Annotated in this window: 17 protein-coding genes; 5 read left to right on the forward strand and 12 right to left on the reverse strand. The window is 62.6% G+C overall.

All coding sequences use genetic code 11. The annotated features are described in order from the left end of the window. Positions 1 to 3: 3 nt before the first annotated feature. Genes IP85_RS13970 through phnG form a run of 7 tightly spaced genes read right to left on the reverse strand, consistent with a single transcriptional unit; the run spans position 4 to position 5,185 of the window. Positions 4 to 618 carry a DapH/DapD/GlmU-related protein gene (locus IP85_RS13970; RefSeq protein ID WP_054150290.1) on the reverse strand — a complete coding sequence of 205 codons (615 nt, stop codon included), beginning with the start codon at positions 616 to 618 and terminating at the stop codon, positions 4 to 6. Next, positions 615 to 1,322, reverse strand: a complete 708-nt coding sequence (phnL, locus tag IP85_RS13975) for a phosphonate C-P lyase system protein PhnL (protein WP_054150291.1) — start codon at positions 1,320 to 1,322, stop codon at positions 615 to 617. The genes IP85_RS13970 and phnL overlap by 4 nt, the downstream gene beginning before the upstream one ends. Positions 1,323 to 1,333: 11 nt before the next feature. After that, positions 1,334 to 2,110, reverse strand: coding sequence for a phosphonate C-P lyase system protein PhnK (gene phnK / locus IP85_RS13980; RefSeq protein ID WP_054150292.1), 777 nt, complete (start codon positions 2,108 to 2,110; stop codon positions 1,334 to 1,336). Continuing rightward, complete coding sequence (locus IP85_RS13985; protein WP_054150293.1) at positions 2,107 to 3,000, reverse strand: alpha-D-ribose 1-methylphosphonate 5-phosphate C-P-lyase PhnJ; 894 nt, start codon at positions 2,998 to 3,000, stop codon at positions 2,107 to 2,109. The genes phnK and IP85_RS13985 overlap by 4 nt, the downstream gene beginning before the upstream one ends. Continuing rightward, the gene (locus IP85_RS13990; protein ID WP_054150294.1) at positions 2,997 to 4,103 is read right to left on the reverse strand and encodes a carbon-phosphorus lyase complex subunit PhnI; all 1,107 of its coding nucleotides are present in this window, start codon (positions 4,101 to 4,103) and stop codon (positions 2,997 to 2,999) included. Before IP85_RS13990 ends, IP85_RS13985 begins: the two co-directional genes overlap by 4 nt. A gap of 3 nt (positions 4,104 to 4,106) precedes the next feature. Continuing rightward, on the reverse strand, positions 4,107 to 4,715 hold the full coding sequence (gene phnH, locus IP85_RS13995) for a phosphonate C-P lyase system protein PhnH (protein ID WP_054150295.1): 609 nt from the start codon (positions 4,713 to 4,715) through the stop codon (positions 4,107 to 4,109). Next, complete coding sequence (gene phnG, locus IP85_RS14000; RefSeq protein ID WP_054150296.1) at positions 4,715 to 5,185, reverse strand: phosphonate C-P lyase system protein PhnG; 471 nt, start codon at positions 5,183 to 5,185, stop codon at positions 4,715 to 4,717. The genes phnH and phnG overlap by 1 nt, the downstream gene beginning before the upstream one ends. A gap of 102 nt (positions 5,186 to 5,287) precedes the next feature. Here phnG and phnF point away from each other — a divergent pair, with 102 nt between their 5' ends. Beyond that, positions 5,288 to 6,007, forward strand: coding sequence for a phosphonate metabolism transcriptional regulator PhnF (gene phnF, locus IP85_RS14005; protein WP_054150297.1), 720 nt, complete (start codon positions 5,288 to 5,290; stop codon positions 6,005 to 6,007). A gap of 36 nt (positions 6,008 to 6,043) precedes the next feature. On the opposite strand, the gene IP85_RS14010 is transcribed toward phnF, so the two are convergent. Next, positions 6,044 to 10,294 carry a hypothetical protein gene (locus IP85_RS14010; RefSeq protein WP_054150298.1) on the reverse strand — a complete coding sequence of 1,417 codons (4,251 nt, stop codon included), beginning with the start codon at positions 10,292 to 10,294 and terminating at the stop codon, positions 6,044 to 6,046. Between the two features lie 389 nt (positions 10,295 to 10,683). On the opposite strand from IP85_RS14010, the gene IP85_RS14015 reads away from it, so the two are divergent. Next, complete coding sequence (locus IP85_RS14015) at positions 10,684 to 13,389, forward strand: cation-transporting P-type ATPase (RefSeq protein ID WP_054150299.1); 2,706 nt, start codon at positions 10,684 to 10,686, stop codon at positions 13,387 to 13,389. Positions 13,390 to 13,419: 30 nt separating this feature from the next. Here IP85_RS14015 and IP85_RS14020 read toward each other — a convergent pair whose 3' ends face one another. Continuing rightward, positions 13,420 to 14,097: a GntR family transcriptional regulator gene (locus tag IP85_RS14020; protein ID WP_054150300.1), complete on the reverse strand. Its 678-nt coding sequence runs from the start codon at positions 14,095 to 14,097 to the stop codon at positions 13,420 to 13,422. 157 nt (positions 14,098 to 14,254) lie between these two features. On the opposite strand from IP85_RS14020, the gene IP85_RS14025 reads away from it, so the two are divergent. Beyond that, complete coding sequence (locus IP85_RS14025) at positions 14,255 to 14,941, forward strand: type 1 glutamine amidotransferase (protein WP_054150301.1); 687 nt, start codon at positions 14,255 to 14,257, stop codon at positions 14,939 to 14,941. A 6-nt stretch (positions 14,942 to 14,947) separates the two neighbouring features. Here the strand turns inward: IP85_RS14025 and IP85_RS14030 are convergent, their stop codons facing one another. Beyond that, positions 14,948 to 15,859, reverse strand: a complete 912-nt coding sequence (locus IP85_RS14030; protein ID WP_054150302.1) for a LysR family transcriptional regulator — start codon at positions 15,857 to 15,859, stop codon at positions 14,948 to 14,950. A 123-nt stretch (positions 15,860 to 15,982) separates the two neighbouring features. Between IP85_RS14030 and IP85_RS14035 the strand changes: the two genes are divergently transcribed. Together IP85_RS14035 and IP85_RS14040 are read left to right on the forward strand one after the other, a co-directional pair. Further along, positions 15,983 to 16,912: a ring-cleaving dioxygenase gene (locus tag IP85_RS14035; RefSeq protein ID WP_054150303.1), complete on the forward strand. Its 930-nt coding sequence runs from the start codon at positions 15,983 to 15,985 to the stop codon at positions 16,910 to 16,912. Between the two features lie 53 nt (positions 16,913 to 16,965). Beyond that, positions 16,966 to 17,574, forward strand: coding sequence for an alpha/beta hydrolase (locus IP85_RS14040; protein ID WP_054150304.1), 609 nt, complete (start codon positions 16,966 to 16,968; stop codon positions 17,572 to 17,574). Between the two features lie 63 nt (positions 17,575 to 17,637). On the opposite strand, the gene IP85_RS14045 is transcribed toward IP85_RS14040, so the two are convergent. Both IP85_RS14045 and IP85_RS14050 read right to left on the reverse strand, forming a co-directional pair. After that, on the reverse strand, positions 17,638 to 18,654 hold the full coding sequence (locus IP85_RS14045; protein ID WP_054150305.1) for a zinc-binding alcohol dehydrogenase family protein: 1,017 nt from the start codon (positions 18,652 to 18,654) through the stop codon (positions 17,638 to 17,640). Between the two features lie 80 nt (positions 18,655 to 18,734). Beyond that, entirely contained in the window at positions 18,735 to 19,706 is a 972-nt protein-coding gene (locus IP85_RS14050; protein WP_054150306.1) for an ABC transporter permease, read from the reverse strand. Positions 19,707 to 19,742 lie beyond the last annotated feature (36 nt).

Below are 19,742 nucleotides of genomic sequence, written 5' to 3' on the forward strand. Positions count from 1 at the left end.
CGATTAGGCGTATTTTTCGAGGAAAGCTTCAGTGTCCATGTGACGAAAATCGTCGAGTGCGGCGAACAGCCGGTCGTGATCCCAGTCCCACCACGCGAGCGCCTGCATCCGTTCGGCAACTGACTTTGGAAATCGTTCACGGATGAGCCTGGCCGGGACTCCACCGACGATTGTGTAGGGGGCTACATCTCGTGACACGACGGCGCCGGCGCCAATCACCGCACCGTCGCCAATGGTGACGCCTGGCAAGACGGTTGCCCCGTGACCGATCCAGACGTCATGGCCGATCACGACGCGGTTTTCGCGACGCCAGGCGAAGAAGTCGTGATCGTTCTCGGCGCCGTCGAAATAGTCTGCCGCGCGATAGGTGAAGTGGTGCAGCGTCGGGCGCCAGGTCGGATGGTTGGTGGCGTTGATGCGCACGGCAGCCGCGATGTTGGCAAACTTGCCGACCGTCGCACACCAGATTGAGCCGTCCTGCATGATGTAGGAGTAGTCGCCCATTTCGACTTCATCCAACCGGCAGCGATCGGCGACTTCCGTATAGCGGCCAAGCGTCGAATTCACGACGCGTGCGGTGTCGTGGACGAGGGGTTCGAGCCCGAGCTTCTTCGTCATGCGGCGGCCTTTCGCGGCGAAAACAGCATGACATCGAGGATCCGGTCGGCCACGGCTTCGCGGACTTCCTCATCGTGGAAGATGCCGAGCAGTGCGACGCCTGCCTCTTTCTTGGCGCGGATCATCGAGACGACCACGGCCCGGTTGGCCGCGTCGAGCGAGGCTGTCGGTTCATCGAGCAGCAGCACGGCATGGTCGGTGATGAAGCCGCGGGCGATGTTGACGCGCTGCTGTTCGCCACCGGAGAAGGTGGAGGGCGGCAGTTGCCAGAGATCGCGCGGCAAATTTAGCCGGCTTAGGAGTTCGCTCGCGCGTTCGCGCGCTTCGTCTACAGATATACCGCGTGCAACGAGCGGTTCAGCCACCACGTCGAGTGTCGAGACACGCGGGACGGTGCGCAGGAACTGGCTGACATAACCCAGCGTGCCACGGCGGACTTCAAGCACCGTGCGCGGGTCGGCGCTGGCAAGGTCAACGATGCGGCCGCCGTGATTGACCAGGATCTGGCCCTGGTCGACGGCGTAGTTGCCGTAGAGCATCTTGAGGATCGAGCTCTTGCCGATGCCAGAGGGGCCGCCGAGCACGACACATTCTCCGGATGCGACAGAGAAGGAGACGTTGGAGACGACCGGCAGGACGAGCCCGCCGCGCAGATGCATGGTGAAGCTTTTCGCGACTTCCGAAACGATGAGGGGCGTGGCCATTGATATCTCCGTCAGACCTGCAGTATCGAGGATACGAGCAGCTGAGTGTAGGGTTCGCGCGGGTCGTCGAGGACGCGGTCGGTCAGGCCGTGTTCGATGACATGGCCGTCCTTCATCACCATCATCCGGTGGGACAGCAGGCGGGCGACCGCGAGGTCATGGGTAACGACGACGGCCGAGAGGCCGAGGTCGTTGACGAGGCCGCGGACGAGATCGAGCAGGCGGGCCTGGACCGAGACATCGAGGCCACCGGTCGGCTCGTCCATGAAGACCAGACGCGGGCCGGTGACGAGATTGCGCGCAATCTGCAGACGCTGGCGCATGCCGCCGGAGAAGGCGCGCGGCTGGTCGTCGATACGATCGGTCGAGATCTCGACGCGCTCCAGCCATTCGCTCGCCGTCTGGCGGATGCGGCCATAGTGGCGATCGCCGACGGCCATCAGGCGTTCACCGACATTGGCGCCGGCAGAGACCGTCATGCGAAGACCATCGGCGGGGTTCTGGTGCACGAAGCCCCAGTCCGTGCGCATCAGGAAGCGGCGTTCGGCTTCACCCATGTGATAGAGCTCGCGGTACTGGCCGTCGCGCATGTGGTAATCGACGCTGCCGGTCGTCGGCATCAGCCGGGTCGAGAGGCAGTTCAGAAGCGTGGTCTTGCCCGAGCCGCTTTCGCCGACGATGGCGAGCACTTCGCCCGGCCAGAGATCAAAGGAGACGTTCGAGCAGCCGATCCGGCTGCCGTAGAACTTGGAGAGGTTGCGAACTTTCAGAAGCGGCTGGTCGCTCATTCGGCGGCCTCCTTATTCTTCGCGAGCATTTCGCCGACATGGCCCTCGGCCTGGCGCGTCTCGCAATGGTCGGTATCGGAGCAGACGAACATCCGGCCGCCCTTGTCGTCGAGTACAACCTCGTCGAGATAGACGTTGTGGGCGCCGCAGAGCGCGCAGGGCTTGTCGAATGTCTGGATCTCGAAGGGGTGATCCTCGAAGTCGAGGCTGACGACTTCAGTGAAGGGCGGGACCGCATAGATGCGTTTCTCGCGGCCGGCGCCGAAGAGCTGAAGCGCCTCCGACATGTGCATCTTGGGATTGTCGAACTTCGGCGTCGGCGACGGGTCCATGACGTAGCGGCCCTCGACCTTCACCGGATAGGCATAGGTCGTTGCGATGCGGCCGTGCCTGGCGATGTCTTCGTAGAGCTTCACATGCATTAGGCCGTATTCTTCCAGCGCATGCATCTTGCGGGTCTCGGTCTCGCGCGGTTCGAGGAAACGCAGCGGTTCCGGGATCGGCACCTGGTAGACCAGCACCTGGCCTTCCCTCAGCTTTTCTTCGGGAATGCGGTGACGAGTCTGGATGATCGTCGCTTCGCTGGTCTTGGTGGTGACGGCGACGTCTGCGACCTTCTGGAAGAAGGCGCGGATGGACACGGCATTTGTCGTGTCGTCAGCGCCCTGATCAATGACCTTCAGCGTGTCGTCGCGGCCAATGATCGAGGCTGTCACCTGCACGCCGCCGGTGCCCCAACCATAGGGCATCGGCATTTCCCGGCTTGCAAACGGCACCTGATAGCCGGGGATGGCGATCGCTTTCAGGATCGCGCGGCGGATCATGCGCTTGGTCTGTTCGTCCAGATAGGCGAAATTGTAAGTTGCGAGTTCGGTTGCCGGGGCGGTCATTCTGCGGCCTCCTTCAGGTCGGTCTGTTCGGTTCGGCTCGCCTCGTGCTTGGTCCGCATGCGGCGGACGAGATCGAGCTCGGCCTGGAAATCGACGTAGTGCGGCAGCTTCAGGTGCTCGACGAAACCGGTCGCCTGGACGTTGTCGCAATGGGAAATGACGAATTCCTCGTCCTGGGCGGGGGCGACCACATCCTCGCCGAATTCGTCGGTTCGGAGCGCCCGATCCACCAGCGACATGGACATGGCCTTGCGTTCGCTCTGGCCGAAGACGAGGCCATAGCCGCGGGTGAATTGCGGCGGAGCCTTGGCCGAACCCTTGAACTGGTTGACCATCTGGCATTCGGTGACGCGGATCTCGCCGAGTGAAACCGCAAAGCCGAGTTCCGGCACGTCGAATTCGACTTCGACCAGCCCCATGCGGATTTCGCCGACGAAGGGATGGGTGCGGCCATAGCCGCGCTGGGTCGAATAGCCGAGTGCCAGAAGGAAGCCTTCGTCGCCGCGGGCAAGCGCCTGCAGACGCAGGTCGCGGGGCATCGGAAATTCCATCGGCTCGCGGGTGATGTCGCCTGCGATATGATCCTCGGGCATCTCGCCATCCGGCTCGATCAGGCCTTCGCTATCGAGGATATCAGAGACCCGCATGACTGGATCGAGACCTTCCTCGCGCTGCTCGCCCATATCCACCGTCTCGTCATCGAGCAGCGAGGGATCGAGCAGGCGATGGGTATAGTCGAAGGTGGGCCCCAGCAGCTGTCCGCCGGGCAGATCCTTGTAGGTGGCGGAGACACGGCGCTCGACGCGCATCTCGGCCGTTTCGATCGGACGAGACGTGCCGAAGCGCGGCAGCGTTGTGCGGTAGGCGCGCAGGAGGAAGATTGCCTCGATCATGTCGCCGCGCGACTGCTTCAGGGCGAGGGCTGCGAGCGTGCAGTCGTAGAGCGAGGCCTCGGCCATGACCCGGTCGACGGCGAGACCGAGCTGGGCCACGATCTGATCGATCGTCACCGACGGCAGCGACCTGTCACCCCGGCGGCGGTCGGCGAGCAGCTTGTGGGCGTTGGCGATGGCTTTTTCGCCACCCTTGACGGCTACATACATGGCTCAGGCCTCCATCTCACGGATCTTGGTCGTGCGCGGCAGCGCGATGAAACGGCGACCCGCGGTCAGCACCATGTCGACACCGCGCGGGAACAGGGCACCATTGTCCGCCCATTGGCGCAGGAAGGTTTCGGGCAGACCTTTCGGAGCGATGACGGCGGTGTCGCGAATTCCGGGGCCTGACAGTTGCAGAGGCTTGCCGCCCTCGAGCGATGGGACCTCGACGACCAGCGTCGTCGAACGATCAGGGTATTCCTGGGTTCCCAGCGCAAATTGTGTCAGCGACGGGACCGGCGCGCCTGCTTCGACGAAGGCGAACTTGGCATCCGTCTTTGTGGACGTCAGGCTGGCGCCGGTGTGGAAGCCGATCCAGCCTGAAAGGGCGGACTTGGCGAGAACAGGCGTGACCCAGATCGGCGTGTCGTGGTCGCACAGAGTCAGCAGCAGGGCGCCAGCCGCGATACCGAGCGGGGCGGGTGGTGCAACTGCCACGTCGACCACACCGACGCTGCCGGGGCGGGCCATTGCGTCCATGATGCTGCGGAAGACCGTCTGGGCATGGGTAACGGCATCCGGGAAACCGCCGTCGAGGCTTTCAGTCACTTCGAGCATCAGTCTTCTCCGCGAACCATGGTGAAGAAATCGACCTTCGTGGCGGCCGTTTCGGTTTCGAGCTTTGCGGCTTCCGCCGCGACGCGTGCTTCGAGCGGTGCCAGGAGGCGTGTTTCAGCCAGGGCTCGGCCGGCTTCGTCCTGCGCCAGCGCGTCGAGCACGGCCGAAAGCTGTGCTGACTTGCGGTCAGTGCCCAGGCGGTAACCATGACCGATGCGTCCGTCTGCGAGCCGCACGCTTGCCCGGCTGACCGTCGCTTCGCCGAGGTTGAAGGGCGCGCCGCCACCGCCGATCCGGCCCTTGACCATCACGAGACCAGTTTCGGGTCCGCGCAGGGCGGTGTAGACCGGTGCCGGGTCGAAGGCGGTGAGGGCGTCTTGAAGTTCGGCGAGCGTGGCCCTGGCAAGCAGATCGACGATCCGCTTCCTGGCGGTCTGGGCGCCGCGATCGATGTCGGTGGCTTTTTCCATTGTCAGTCCTCGAAATGTCTAGTAATATAGACAACCATACAAGTTACTTTATGAGTAACGCGTGGTCGTGACAAGCTTGTGACAGGGGGCGGTGTTTCCGTGATGCAGAGACAGAAGGGCGTGGCCCTTTGGCGCCAGATTTCCGATCGGATCCGCGCCAATATCCTGACAGGTCTCTATGACAAGACGGGCATGGTGCCGGCGGAAACGGCGCTGGCGGAGGAATTCGGCGTCAACCGCCACACGGTGCGCGCGGCACTGGCGGCGCTTGCGCAGGAGGGCATCGTGCGCGCGGCCCAAGGGCGCGGCACGATGATTACCCAGCGTGACAAGTTCGACTTTCCGATCGGGAGGCGTACCCGCTTCAGCGAAGGCATTGGCGAGCAGGCGCGGGATCTCAAGGGGATCCTGCTGTCGTCCGCTCGCGAAATTGCCTCCGCCGATCTCGTCAAGCGCCTGAAACTCAATCCAGGCGACGAGGTCTTGCGGCTCGATGGCATCAGAAAGGCCGACGGTCGTGCCGTCTCACGGTCAACCATGTGGTTTCCGGCAGAGCGGTTTGCTGGCATCGACACGGCATTTGCCGAAACGGGTTCGATCACCCGGGCGCTCTCTCGCTGTGGTGTCGATGACTACGTCCGTGAGGTCACCGAGATCTCGGCCGTCCACGCAGAGCCTGATGACGTCGTTCATCTCGAGTTGACGCCGGGTGCGATCGTACTGGTGACCCGTGCGCTGAATACCGATCCGGCAGGCTGCCCGATTCAGTATGCGGTCACCCGTTTCCCGGCAGATCGCGTTCAGTTCACGATCCGAAACTGAGCTGAGGCCGACCGCTGGCCGACCTCAGCCAGGTCTTCAGGATCCAGCCGCCTGGTAAGCCGCGAGCACGGCGGCTATCTGGTCCGGGCTCAAGTAGTTGGACTGTGTCGTCGTGATCGCCTGAAGCTGCGCCGACGTCATGTTGGAAATCTGACTGACTGTCAGCCCGGGGATCGCCTGCTGACTGATGGCTGCCAGATCCTCGGTCGAGAAGGTCCGCAGGTTGTTCGCACCCATCGCCGTCAATTGTGCCGAACTGAGCCCCGCGACCTGTGCTGGCGTCAAGGCTTCCGCCTGGGCGGCCGTGAGGGCGCTGACCTGGGCCACGCTCAGACCGCCAATCGCCTTGGGATCCATGGCCGAGATCTGGTCCGTCGTCAGCCAGCCGACCCTGTCCGTTCCCAGTGTTGCCAGTTGGACGGCGTTCATCGCCCCGATCTGTGCCGTCGTCATGGCACCGATCTGATCCTGGGTCATCGCTCGAAGCTGGTGATAGCTCAGCGCCGCCACCTGACCCGTTGTCAGGGACGCGATCTGCTCTGGCTGCAGGGTGGCAAACACTGTCGGCGAGAGCCCTCCTACCGCGCTCGGCGAGAGGGCCGCAATGTCGGCGGAGGTCAGTGTTTCGAGTGCTGTCGGACTGAATGCCGACAACTGGGTCGCATTCAAGGCACCGAACTGCGCCGAAGTCATCGCGTCGATCTGGCTGGCGGTCAGCGTTGCGATCTGCGCCGTGCTCAAGCCGGCGATGGCCTTGGTTGAAATGGCTGCGATCTGGGTGGCGGACAGACCGGAAATGGTTCCTGCCGAAAGCGAGGCGATCTGTGTCGCCGTCAGGGCTCCGATCTGGGTCGGGGTCATGACGCCAAGCTGATCCGGACGCAGGGCGTTCAATTGGTCGAAGGTCAAGGCGCCGATCTGGGCGGCGGTAAGAACACCGATCTGCTCCTGGCTGAGGCCCGCGATGTTGGCTGCCGACAGGCCGGGAAACGCTGTGGGGGCAATCGCGGCGAGTTCGGCGTTGGAGAAGGTCGCCAGCTGTGCCGACGAAAGTGCTCCGATCTGCGTCGAGGTGAGCGCGGCAATCTGGGCCTGGCTCATGATTTCGATCTGCGTGGTCGACATCGAGGCGATCTGTGTCGCCGTCAGGCCAGGGATCGCCTTGACCGTCAGTGCCGCGATCTTTTCGCTCGTCAGAGTGGCCAGGGCGTCGTTGGTCAATGCGGCGACCTGAGTGGCGCTCAATGCTGCGATCTGGGTATTGGACAGGAGCGTGACCTGCTGGGGCGTCATCGCGCCGATCTGTGCCGGGGTCAGTCCCCCGATCTGTGCGGCCGTCAAGGCGCTGATCTGATCCGCTCCCAGACCGGCGATCTGCTGCGTGGTCAGCCCGGCAATGCCGGTTGCACTGATCGCGGCAAGTTTCGTGGCCGGCAGGTTGCTCAGCTGGGTCGGCGTCAGGGCGGCCACTTGTGTGGCCGTCAGGGCACCTATCTGTGCGGTGGTCAGGGCTTCGATCTGGATTGTCGACAGGGCCGCGATCTGGGTCGTCGAGAGCGCGGCAATCGCGGCCGTGCTGAGGCCTGCGATCTGATCCGGCGTCAGGGCGCCCAAGGCCGCCGTCGTCAACGCTGTCGCCTGCGTTGCGCCGAAGCCTGCCAGCTGTTTTGCACTCATGGCGTCAAGCTGGGTTGGCGTCAGGGCTGCGACCTGGTCCGTGCTCAGGGCGCCCAGTTGTGCCGGGGTCATGGCGGCAATCTGGTCAATGCTGAGCGCCGCGATGGTCTCTGCATCGAGGCTGCTCAACGCAGTCGTGTTGATGGCTGCGATTTCTACCGGCAGGAAGGCGAGGATGTCTGCCTTGCGCATCGCGCCAAGCTGGCTTGCCGTGAGGCCCGAGATTTGGGTCGCCGTCATGGCATCGATCTGATCGGCGGACATGGCCGCGATCTGTTCGTTGCTCAGAGACGCGATGCTGCGCGCGGAGAGGCTGGCAATCTGCTCGCGTGAAAGCGATGCGATGTTGCTCGGTGAAAGGGCCGCGATTTGCGCGGAGGTCACGGCCTGCAGCTGGGTGGAAGTCAATGATGCAAGCTGCGTGGGCGTGAAGGCGACCAGTTGCTCGCTTTTCATGGCGGAAATCTGAGCCGTGGTCAGCCTTGCGATCTGCTCGAGGCTCAAACCGTCGATCTTGTCCGCGGAAATCGATGAGATGGCGCTGGCGGAGATCGACGCAATTTCGGTCGGAAGGAAGGCTGCAAGCTGCTCCTTGGACAGGGCGCCGATCTGCGGCCCGCTCATCCGTGAAATCTGTGCCGCGGTGAGACCATCGATCTGGCTGTCGTTCAGCGCGGTGATCTGATCGGTCGTCAATCCGCTGATCGAGGTCGGTGAGACCGCAGCAAGCTGCGACGGTGACCAGACCTTCACAGCGTCGACCGACAGTGCCGACAGCTGCGCCGCCGTCAAGGCGGTGATCTGACTGTTGGTCATCGATTCGGTCTGGAACGCCGTCAGGCCGGAGACCTGGTCGGCCTTGAGGCCTCTGATCTGGGTGACAGTCAAGGCGGCGATTTGGGCCGGTGCGAGCGACGCCAGATTCTCCGATGTCAGACCGGTGATCGCCTTTGCGCTAATGGCTGCGATCTTCGCCGGGCTCATCGCCTCAATGGCCTCTTGCGGCAATGCTGCGATCTGAGTGGCATTCATCGCGCCGATCTGGCTGGTGCTCAATGCGTCCAGCTGATCCATCGACAGCTCGCCAATCTGCTCGGCCGTCAGACCGGCGATGGCGCGCGTGCTTAAGGCTGCGATCTGTTCGTCCGAAAAGCCCGTGATGACGTTCTCGGGCATGGCGGCGAGCTGTGGACCTGTCAGGCCGCGAATCTGCGTTGGCGTGAGGCCCGCGATCTGGTCTGCCGTGAAGGCTGCGACCTGCGTGGTCTTCAGCGCCGTGATCTGCGAGCTCGACATTGCCCCAATCTGACCAGGGGTCAGGGCGGAGATCTGCGAAGGCGTAAGGCCCGTGACGGCAGACGAACTCAACGCACCGATCTGGGCAGCCGAAAGACCAGCGACCTTGTCGCTCGACAGGCTTCCGATCTGGGTTGCGGTCATGGCCGCGATCTGAGAGGTGCTGAGCCCCTTGAGCTGATCGACACTCATCGCGCCGAGTTGCTCGGCATTCAGGCCAGCGACGGCCTTTGGTGTGAGTGCTGCGATCTGTGTTGCGGTAAAGCCCGCGACGGTCGCTGGCGGCATGGCTGCGATCTGTGTCGCGCTGAGCGCCCTGATCTGGGTTGCGGTGAGTGCAGCCAGCTGCTCTTCGCTGAAGGCTGACATCTGGGTGCGGGTGAGAGCGGCAATCTGAGCGCCGGTGAGGCTCGCCATCTGATCCGGCGACAAAGCCGCGATCTGGTCTACCGAAAGACCCGACATGGCGCGTGGATTGATCGCTGCAATCTGGCTTGTCGAAAAATTGGCCACCTGTTCGGTACTAAACGCGGGCAGTTGCTTCGAGGTCAGCGTTGCCATCTGCGCCGTGGTCAACGCACCGACCTTTTCATTGCCAAGACCTGCAATCTGCGTGGTCGAGAGGCCAGTCATCGCGCGCGGCGAAATGGCCGCGACTTGCGTCGCGGAGAGCGCGCCAAGCTGGTCGGATGTCAGTGCTGCAACCTGGGTTGCACTCAGGGCCGCCATCTGCTGGTTCGAAAAGGCGCCGACCTGTTGGGGCGTGAGTGCTGCGATCTGGGTTGGCGTGAGCGTTGCGATCTGGTTCGGTTTCAAGGCCGCGATCTGGGTCGTGCTGAACCCGGCCAGTCTCTCGGCAGATTGCCCGCGCAAGGCAGCCGTGTTGATCGCCGCCATGTCTTCCGGCGAAAACGTCGCGAGGTCTTCCGCGCTGAAAGCGCTCAGTTGCGTTGCGGTCAATCTGGCGACCTGTGCGGGGGTCAAGGCTTCGGACTGCTCGGAAGACAACCCGCCGAGCTGGCTTGCCGACATCGCCGCGATCTGCGAGGCGACCAGACTTGAAACATCTTCAGTCGACAGGGCGGTGATCTGGTCCAGCGTCAGGCCGGTGATCGAACGGGGCGCGATTGCCTTCAACTGCGACGTCGACAGGCCTGCGACGGCTTCCGTCTGCAGCGCTGAGATCTGGGACGACGTCAGGGCGCCTACCTGCGTGCTCGACAGCTGGCTGATTTCGTCGTCTGACCAGGAGCTAACCGTCGAGTTGGGGAGCGCCCGGATCTGGGCTGGGCTGAGCAGGGAAATCGACGTCATCGCTATCGGCCTCTTGTTCTGAAACGAATGTGCTCAAATGTGTTCCACCGGTTGGCATGCAGCCGATCGAGGCAATGCGTCTCAACCTTTTCAACACCTTCCGGCACAAAGTCTTGTCTGGCGGGTCTGAGGACATCGCGCAGGACCACCTGCTTTTAAGCCGCAAGGCTTGCCTGAGCCTGTGCTTCCACACCTCCCGGTTGGTTGTCGCCGGCAGGCGTCCGAGGCGCGAAGCCGAGGCCGGCATCGTCCAGAATTGTCATAGATCAAGGCGAGAGGCCTATCATGACGACATTCTCCCGCACGTCAGCAGATGCAGTACCCGCAAGGGCTGCCGAGGCCATTCTTCAGCGGGCCTGTTCGAGAATCGAAATGCGCAGAGGACTGGGATGAACGACAGAACCGCAGATTTTATGCCGCATGCCCTGCCGCCGCAGGTGGTGCTCCAGGCGATGGATACGGATGTCGCGGGGCTCGGGGCAGAGGAGGCCAAGCGAAGGCTGGAGGTCCATGGTGCCAATCGTCTGCCTGCAGCGCCAAAGCGCAGCCCCGTCGTCCGCTTTCTGTCGCAGTTCCACAATGTCCTGATTTATGTCCTGCTGGCTTCCGCAGCGGTCACAGGTTTCATGCAGCACTGGATCGATACGGGCGTCATCCTCGCGGTCGTCTTCGGCAATGCCGTCGTCGGTTATCTGCAGGAAGGTCGTGCCGAAGATGCGATGAATGCGATCAGGGTCATGCTGGCGCCGCATGCCGCGGTGCTTCGTGACGGCCGCCGGACTTCGGTCGATGCCGCCGATCTCGTGCCGGGAGACATCGTGCTGGTCGAGGCCGGCGATCGCGTTCCCGCGGATCTGCGACTGCTGGAAGCGCGAAGCCTGAAGGCCGAGGAGGCGGCCCTGACGGGTGAATCGGTGCCTGTCGACAAGACCGGCGAAGCCGTCTCGGCCGATTCCGTTCTGGGTGATCGCAGTTCGATGCTGTTCAGCGGAACGCTGGTTGCCACGGGGACGGGCAAGGGTGTCGTGGTCGCGACTGGCATGGCAACGGAGATCGGCAAGATCAGCGGGATGCTGGAGGCCGTCGAGTCTCTCTCGACGCCGCTCGTTCGGCAGATGGATGTCTTTGCGCGCTGGCTTACCCTCTTCATCCTCATCATATCGGGCATGCTGCTCGCCTACGGGCTGGTTGTCAGGCATCTTCCTTTCGATGAACTGTTCATGACCATTGTCGGTCTTGCCGTCGCAGCGATCCCCGAAGGTCTCCCGGCGGTCATGACGATCACACTTGCCGTCGGTGTCCAGGCGATGGCTGGTCGCCATGCGATCGTCCGACGGCTGCCGGCGATCGAGACACTGGGTTCGGTGTCCGTGATCTGCACGGACAAGACTGGTACGCTGACGCGCAATGAAATGGTCGTGGCAAGCCTCGTGGCTGCGCGCCATGTCTATGCAGTTGATGGAGAAGGCTACGCACCGGAAGGTTCCGTCCGCTGGAACGACGCCGATGTCGATCCGCAAGACCACGCCGTTCTCTCCGAATTCGCGCGTGCCGCCGGGCTCTGCAATGACGCCGTGCTGCATTCGGCTGATGGCGCCTGGCGCGTGGAAGGCGACCCCATGGAAGGGGCCTTGATGGCGCTTGCGGGCAAGATCACCGGTGGCGGCAGTGATCCCTTCACCGCAGGTTGGCGACGGATCGATGCCATCCCCTTCGATGCCGCGCATCGCTACATGGCCGTTCTTCACGTCGATGACGAGAACAACAGGCATGTCCATGTAAAGGGTGCGCCAGAGGCCGTTTTCGAGCTTTGCGCCACCCAGCGCATGCCGGATGGCTCGTCGGCAGCGCTCGACGCGCCATACTGGGAACAGATGGTCGAGGTTCTTGCCGCTGAAGGGCAGCGCGTGCTCGCTGTTGCCGTCGGCGCTCCACCAAGCGGCGGGGCGCATCTTGTCCAGGCCGAGCTTCCCGGCACGCTGACGCTGATCGGCCTGGTGGGCCTGATCGATCCGCCGCGCCCGGAAGCGATTGTCGCTGTGGCCGACTGCCATCAGGCGGGCATCCGGGTGAAGATGATCACTGGCGACCATGCTGCGACTGCCCGGGCGATCGCCGGAATGATCGGGTTGAAGAACACCGATCGGGTGCTGACCGGAGCGGATCTCGACCGCATGGACGATGTCACGCTATCGCTTGCCGCCGCCGAGACCGATATCTTTGCTCGAACTTCGCCGGCTCACAAGTTGCGGCTGGTCACCGCGCTCCAGTCCCTGGGCTTGACGGTCGCGATGACCGGTGACGGTGTCAACGATGCGCCGGCCCTCAAGCGGGCCGATGCAGGGATCGCGATGGGCGTGAAGGGCAGCGAAGCGGCGAAGGAAGCCGCCGAGCTGGTTCTGGCGGACGACAACTTCGCCTCTATTGCCGCCGCCGTTCGTGAGGGGCGCACCGTCTACGACAACATCAAGAAAGTGATCAGTTGGACCCTGCCGACGAATGCTGGCGAAGCGGGAACTATCATCGTCGCGCTCTTTGCCGGCCTGGCGCTCCCGGTCACGGCCGTCCAGATCCTTTGGATCAATCTGGTCACGGCGACTACGCTCGGATTGGCGCTTGCCTTCGAGCCATCGGAAGAGGGTACCATGCGGCGACCACCGCGCCGGCGGGACGAGCCGCTTTTGACCGGCGACCTCATCTGGCATGTTCTGCTCGTTTCCGTGCTCTTTGCCGCTGCGGTTTTCGGAATTTTCTTCTACGCCCTGGACAGGGGTTATCCGATTGAGCTCGCACGCACGATGGCGATGAACACCCTGGTCGTCATGGAAATCTTCCACGTCTTCTTCATCCGCAATATCTACGGAACATCGCTCACCTGGCAGGCCGTGCGCGGGACGAAGGTCGTCTGGATCTGCGTGATCTCCGTATCGGTTGCCCAGTTCGCCGTCACTTATCTGCCCTTCATGCAATCCCTGTTCGGGACGCAGAGCGTTCCCCTGCAGGACGGGTTGCTGATCGTCGGGATCGGGGCCGTGTTCTTCGCTCTGGTGGAAATCGAAAAGCAGATGCGTTTGGCATTCCGCAATCTGGGCTGACGCTCGTCCCGGTGCATCAAGCGCGACAGGTCATCGGGCGGCGACAGTTGCTTCCTTTAGGAAGTGCCGCCCGAGGTGGCCGACCCCATCCTGTATGTCTGCTTCGATTGCGGCCGAAAGCGCATCAGGATCCCTTGCGCGGATCGCGTCCAGTGCCTCGGCATGCCGGTCAATTCGGTAGTTTTCTTCCAGCTTGGCCGTGGCCAGGCGCATGAACGGGCCGAGACGTAACCAGACGGATTCCGTCAGATCGAGAATGACACCACTCGCTCCGGGCTCGTAGAGCGTACGATGGAAAAGAAAGTTGAGTTCCGTCGAGCGCAGCAGATCGTTCGCCGCATAGGCGTCGTCGATCGCGGTATCGATCACCTGCAGACGTTCGAGCCGTTCGGCGTCGATATGCGGCAAGGCCCTGGTCGCTGCCAGTGTCTCGAGCGCGATGCGGGCGGCAATGATCTCCTCGAATTTGGAAAGCGTCATTTCCGGCACGCGCACGCGGCGATTGTCGAGATATTCCAGGGCTCCGTCGGCCACGAGACGATGCAGCGCTTCGCGCACCGGCATGGCACTGACGGCCAGATCTTCGGCCACACCGTTGATGGTGATCGGCAGGCCTGGAGCGACCGCGCCTGACATCACACGGCTGCGCAAGGTCCGGTAGACCCGCTGCTTCAACGATTTCTCTGCCTTGCCTTCTTCAAATGCCATGGTTCAGATCGAGATCCCGCCTTTTCGCTGCTATCGTGGTCAGGGCGCGCCGAATAGCCGTGCACCCTCTTGAAATTTGATCAAACTAGCATTTGGTATAGATGGACGGAGTGCAAGGCCCAAAGGCCGTTCTTTTCGCATGTTTCAGGAAGCCCACATGACCGCCAAGACAATCGGCATTCTCGTTACGGGTCACTCACCCGCCGAACTCGCGAGCGAGTATGGCAATTACGCCGATATGTTCGCCGCGCTGCTGGGCGATTTCGACTTCTCGTTCAAGCGCTACTTCGTCGTTGACGGCGAGTTCCCGCAAAGTCCGACCGAGGTCGACGGATGGCTGCTGACCGGCTCCAAGTTCGGCGTCTACGAGGATCATGAATGGATCCGCAAGCTTGAGGACTTCATTCGCCAGGTGCATGCGGCCAAGGTGCCCATGGTCGGGATCTGTTTTGGACATCAGGTGATGGCCAAGGCACTCGGTGGGCATGTCGAGAAGTTCAAGGGGGGCTGGTCTGCCGGTCCGGTGACCTACAAGCGCTCCGATACGGGCGAAGAGCAGGTGCTGCTTGCCTGGCATCAGGACCAGGTCATCAAGGTACCCGAGGGAGCCGAAGTCGTCGGCAAGACCGACACCTGCGAGAACGCCGTCATCCGCTACGGCGATTGGGGTCTCTCCTATCAGCCGCATCCGGAGTTTTCGCCGCGCTTCTTCGAGGGACTGGCGGAGGCCCGCAAGGCTGCCATCCCCGAGCCGCTCTTCGAGAAGGTGAAGAAGGTCGACGTTCCGATCGCGACGGACCGCATCGCTCAGGAAATCGGCGAATTTCTCGGGCGCGACCGCTGACCTTGGTCAGCTGGTCCGTCCAGCGTCCCAGCTTTCCTTGATGAAGGCCTCGAAGAAGTCCGAGAAGGTCGCGACCCTCAGCGGCAGCTGTTCGTAAGGCGGGTAGTAGAGCGTCAGCCAGATTTCCGGTGTGCTCCAGTCGGGGAGCACCTGGACCAGTCGACCGGCATGCAGATCCTCTTCAACGATGAAACGCGGCAGAAGGGCGATGCCCTCGCCTGCGACAGCGAGCCGGCAGAGGAAGTCTCCGTTGTTGATCGAGAAACGGCCCTTGGCTTCAATCGTTCTCGTCTGCCCTGGCCGGCTGAGTGCCCAGGTCTCCGTCTTCAGCTGATCGTGATAGCTCAGGCATTCTAGCCCGCTCAGGTCCTCGGGCATAACAGGCATGCCATGGCGGGCGATGAAGGAGGGCGCGGCGACCAGCAGCCGAGGCACGGGGCGGATCTTGCGCCAGATCGTCGACTTGTCGGTCGGCGGACCGGAAATGCGGATCGCGAGGTCGTAGTTCTCCTCAACGATGTCGATGAAGCGGTCCGAGAGTTCGATCGCGACGCTGGTGCGTGGATGAATGATTGCAAACTGTGACAGGACCGTCGGCAGGACTTTCATGCCGAGCGACATCGGGGCCGAGACGCGAAGCGAACCGGCGGTCACTTTCTGCAGATCCCGGGTTTCCTCCGTGGCGCGGGCGAGGCCCTGGACCAGCGGTGCAACACGCGCGGCATAGGCGGCACCCGCCGAGGTCAGCGATACCTTGCGCGTGGTGCGCAGCAAAAGCTGGACGCCGAGCTGTTCCTCCAAGCTAGAGATCGTGCGCGTGACCGAGGCGGGTGTCATGCCGAGCAGGCGGGCTGCGGCGCTGAAGCTGCTCTGGCTGGCAACCGTCAGGAACGTTCTGATCGCTTCGAGCTCGCCCATCTGATTATTGCTCCCAGTGAAATAATATCCGCAACATTACAACTGTTCACATCAGAAAAGCCATGGCCCATATTCCGTTCAACAGAACAAGGCCGGCGCGAGTGCCGGGAAAGGATCAGAGCCATGCTTACCCAGATCAAAGGCCTGCATCACGTTACCTCCATGGCTGCGGATGCCCAGGAAAACAACGACTTTTTCACCAAGACGCTTGGCCTTCGCCGGGTCAAGAAGACCGTCAACTTCGACGCGCCGGATGTCTATCACCTCTACTACGGCGACGAAGTCGGCAATGCCGGATCGGTCATGACCTATTTTCCGTTTGCCAATATGGGCAAAGGTGGTCGCGGTGCCGGCGAAGTGTCGGAGACCGTCTTCTCCGTGCCGAAGGGCACGCTCGGCTTCTGGCAGGAGCGCCTGTCGAAGGAAGGCGTGAAGCAGCTCGGTTCCTATTCGCTGTTCGGTGAAAATCGTCTGCGCTTTGCCGGTCCCGATGGCGATGGCTTTGCTCTTGCCGAAGTCGATGGCGACAGCCGCGTGCCGTTTGCCGGCCCGGTTGCGGTCTCGGAAGGCATTCATGGCTTCCGCGGTGTGACCATGCGGCTGCGCGACGAAGGTGCGACGGGTGAACTCCTGAAGTTCATGGGCTACCAGCCCGTCGACGGCCAAGGTGACTTCGTGCGCTACGCAGTCCCCGGCGGTAATGGGGCCGACTATATCGATCTCGAAGTTCTGCCGGGTGCATCGCATGCCCAGCAGGGCGCCGGATCGGTTCACCATGTTGCCTTTGCCGTTGAAGACCGCGCCGCCCAGCTCGAGGTGCGCAAGGCGCTGCTCGACACGGGATATCAGGTCACGCCTGTTATCGACCGCGATTACTTCTGGGCGATCTATTTCCGCACACCGGGTGGTGTGCTGTTCGAAATCGCCACGAACGAACCTGGCTTCAACCGTGACGAAGATACCGCACATCTCGGTGAGGCGCTCAAGCTGCCGACCCGCTATCAGCAGTATCGTTCGCAGATCGAAGCCCATCTGACCCCGATCCAGGACTGAACGCATAGCGGGGCGATGCCTGACGGCGTCGCCCCTGTTGCGGAGGAACCAATATGGTACTCGATAGCTACATCCACCTCTACCAGGCGCCGCAGGGTGCCGCACCGCTGGTCTTCACATTCCACGGCACCGGCGGCGACGAGCATCAGTTTCCCGGGCTCGTGAACCGGATCCTGCCCGAGGCCGGGATCGTCTCGCCACGCGGCGACGTGTCGGAATACGGGGCCGCCCGCTTCTTCAAGCGCACCGGTGAAGGGGTCTATGACATGGCCGATCTCGCAGCGAGAACGGCGAAGATGGCGGCCTTCATCCGCGCTCACAAGGAGAAGAACCCGGATCGACCGATCTACGGGCTCGGTTATTCGAACGGCGCCAATATCTTGGCTTCGGTCCTGTTCGAGGCCCCTGATCTCTTTGATCGCGTGATCCTGATGCATCCGCTGATCCCCTTCGATCCGCCGTTACAGCCGGGGCTTGGCTCCCTTTCGGCGCTGGTCACGGCAGGACAGCGCGACCCGATCTGCCCGCTGCCGCTCACAGAGCGTCTGGTCTCCTACTTCGAGGCGCAAGGGGTGTCTGTCGAAACCTTCCTGCATCAGGGCGGCCACGAGGTTTCGCAAGGCGAGGTCGATGCGATCGCGGCCTTCCTTAAGAAGCCCTGATATCATGCACACGAAACACAAAAGGCCCGCACACAAGCTGCGGGCCTTTTTTTGTCTCGACTATCAGCCGATCTGGATCAGCGCCTTGATCAGGCCGGATTTCTCCCGCGCCCAGCGCGGCAGGTCTTCCGCCAGGTCGCTAAGCGTCGTGCGATGCGTGATCAGCTGGTCGATCGGCACAAGCCCGTCCGCAATCGACTTGCGGACATGATCGAAATCGACGCGGGTCGCGTTGCGGCTGCCGATCAGCATCATCTCGCGCTTGTGGAATTCGGGGTCGGAGAAGGTGATGTCCTCCTTCACCACGCTGACCAGCACCAGGCTTCCGCCGTGGGCGACAAAGCGGAAGGCGCGTTCCATCGAGGGGCGATAGCCGGTGGCATCGAAGACCACATCGAAGCCGTCTCCACCGGTCAATTCCGCGACCGCAGACTCGAGGCTGTCATCGGCGATCAGCCCTGATGTGAAGCCGAGGCGATCGGCTGCCATCCTCAGGCGTTCCTGGCTGGTATCGAGGAGGGTTACCTCGTGGCCAGCGATACGTGCGAAGATCGCCGTGCCGAGGCCGATGGGACCGGCGCCGATAACCAGTGCTTTTGAGCCTGCGGGAGCCATGGAGCGACGCACGGCATGCGCGCCGATGGCCAGAAATTCGACGGTGGCCGCCGCTTCCGGGGAAAGGTCGTCAGCGGGATAAAGGTTGCCCGAGGGTACCGTGATCTCCTCGCACATTGCGCCATCTGTGTGCACACCGAGCACGCGAATGTTGGTGCAGCAATTGGGCTTGTCCTTGCGGCAGGCGATGCAGGTGCCGCAGGCGATGTAGGGATTGACGATGACCCTCGTGCCGGTCGGCAGATCGACCCCCTCTCCAGCCTCCACGACGGTTGCCGAGATCTCGTGGCCCATGACGCGAGGGTATTCGAGGAACGGGTGCTTGCCTTCAAAGATGTGGTAGTCGGTCCCGCAGATGCCGACATGGCTGATGGCAATGCGGGCTTCGCCTGCTTTAGGACGTGGCGCCGGATCGTGATCGACGATTTCGAGACGGCCCGGTTCGACACATAATGCGGCCTTCATGCTTGTTCCTCTTGGCTGCCCGGCAAGGTTTGACGAAAAAAAGGGGATGCCATTCGCGGCACCCCCACCTTGGGAAATTCTCAGCGGCTGCCGCGGCGGCGCAGCTGGTCGAAATAGACGATCAGGATTATCAGGGCGCCGGTGATGATGCGCTGCCAGAAGGAGTTCACGTTCATCAGGTTGGCGCCGTTGTTGATCGTCGCCAGAATGAAGGCGCCGAGCAGCGGGCCCTGGACTGAGCCGACGGCGCCGAAGAGGCTGGTGCCGCCGATGACCGAGGAGGCGATTGCCTGCAGTTCCCAGCCTTCCGCCTGGGTGGCGTTGCCGATCCCGATGCGCGAGGCAAGCAGGATGCCGACGAATGCCGCACAGGTTGAAGACAGGATATAGGCCATGTAGATCGTGCGGTTCACGTTGACGCCAGACAGGCGTGCCGCCTCGCTGTTGGAGCCGACCGCGAAAAGATAGCGGCCCCAGCGGCTCAGGTGGAGGAAGATATAGGCCGGCACGGCGACGACTATGACCATCCAGAACAGGCTCGGTACCCCGAGGAAGTCGGCACGGGCGAAGTTGGTGAAGGCCTCGTTGGAGATCGAGATCGTCGAGCCGTTGGTGATCAATAGGCCGATACCGCGCAGCGAGGTGAGGGTTGCGAGCGTGATGATGAAGGCGGGAAGACCCATGCGTACGATGCCGAAGGCGTGGAAGCTTCCGATCGCCACACCCATCAGGAGGGTGAGGATGATCGCCAGCCAGACCGGTAGGCCGGCGGCCAGCAGCCAGGCGAGGATGACGCTGGCAAAACCGACGACTGCGCCGACCGAAAGGTCGATGCCGGCGGTGATGATGACGAAGGTCTGACCGACGGCGAGGATTGCTGTCATCGAACCCTGTCGCAGCAGATTGCTGATGTTGTTCGGCGTCCAGAAGCTGTTGGTGGCAAAGCCGAGGAGCAGCCACAGGAAGAGCAGGAGGCCGAGCAGCGTGAGGCTGAAGAGGATGCTCATGCCCCTCTTCGGTGCGACCTTGGTCTCGGTGGTGTCGGTGCTCATCTTTGTCCTCCCAGTCGTCTTTTCATATCGGTGTTT

Origin of the sequence: Rhizobium sp. AAP116 (assembly GCF_001295785.1) — a bacterium.
In the GTDB taxonomy this organism is placed as follows: Bacteria; Pseudomonadota; Alphaproteobacteria; order Rhizobiales; family Rhizobiaceae; genus Allorhizobium.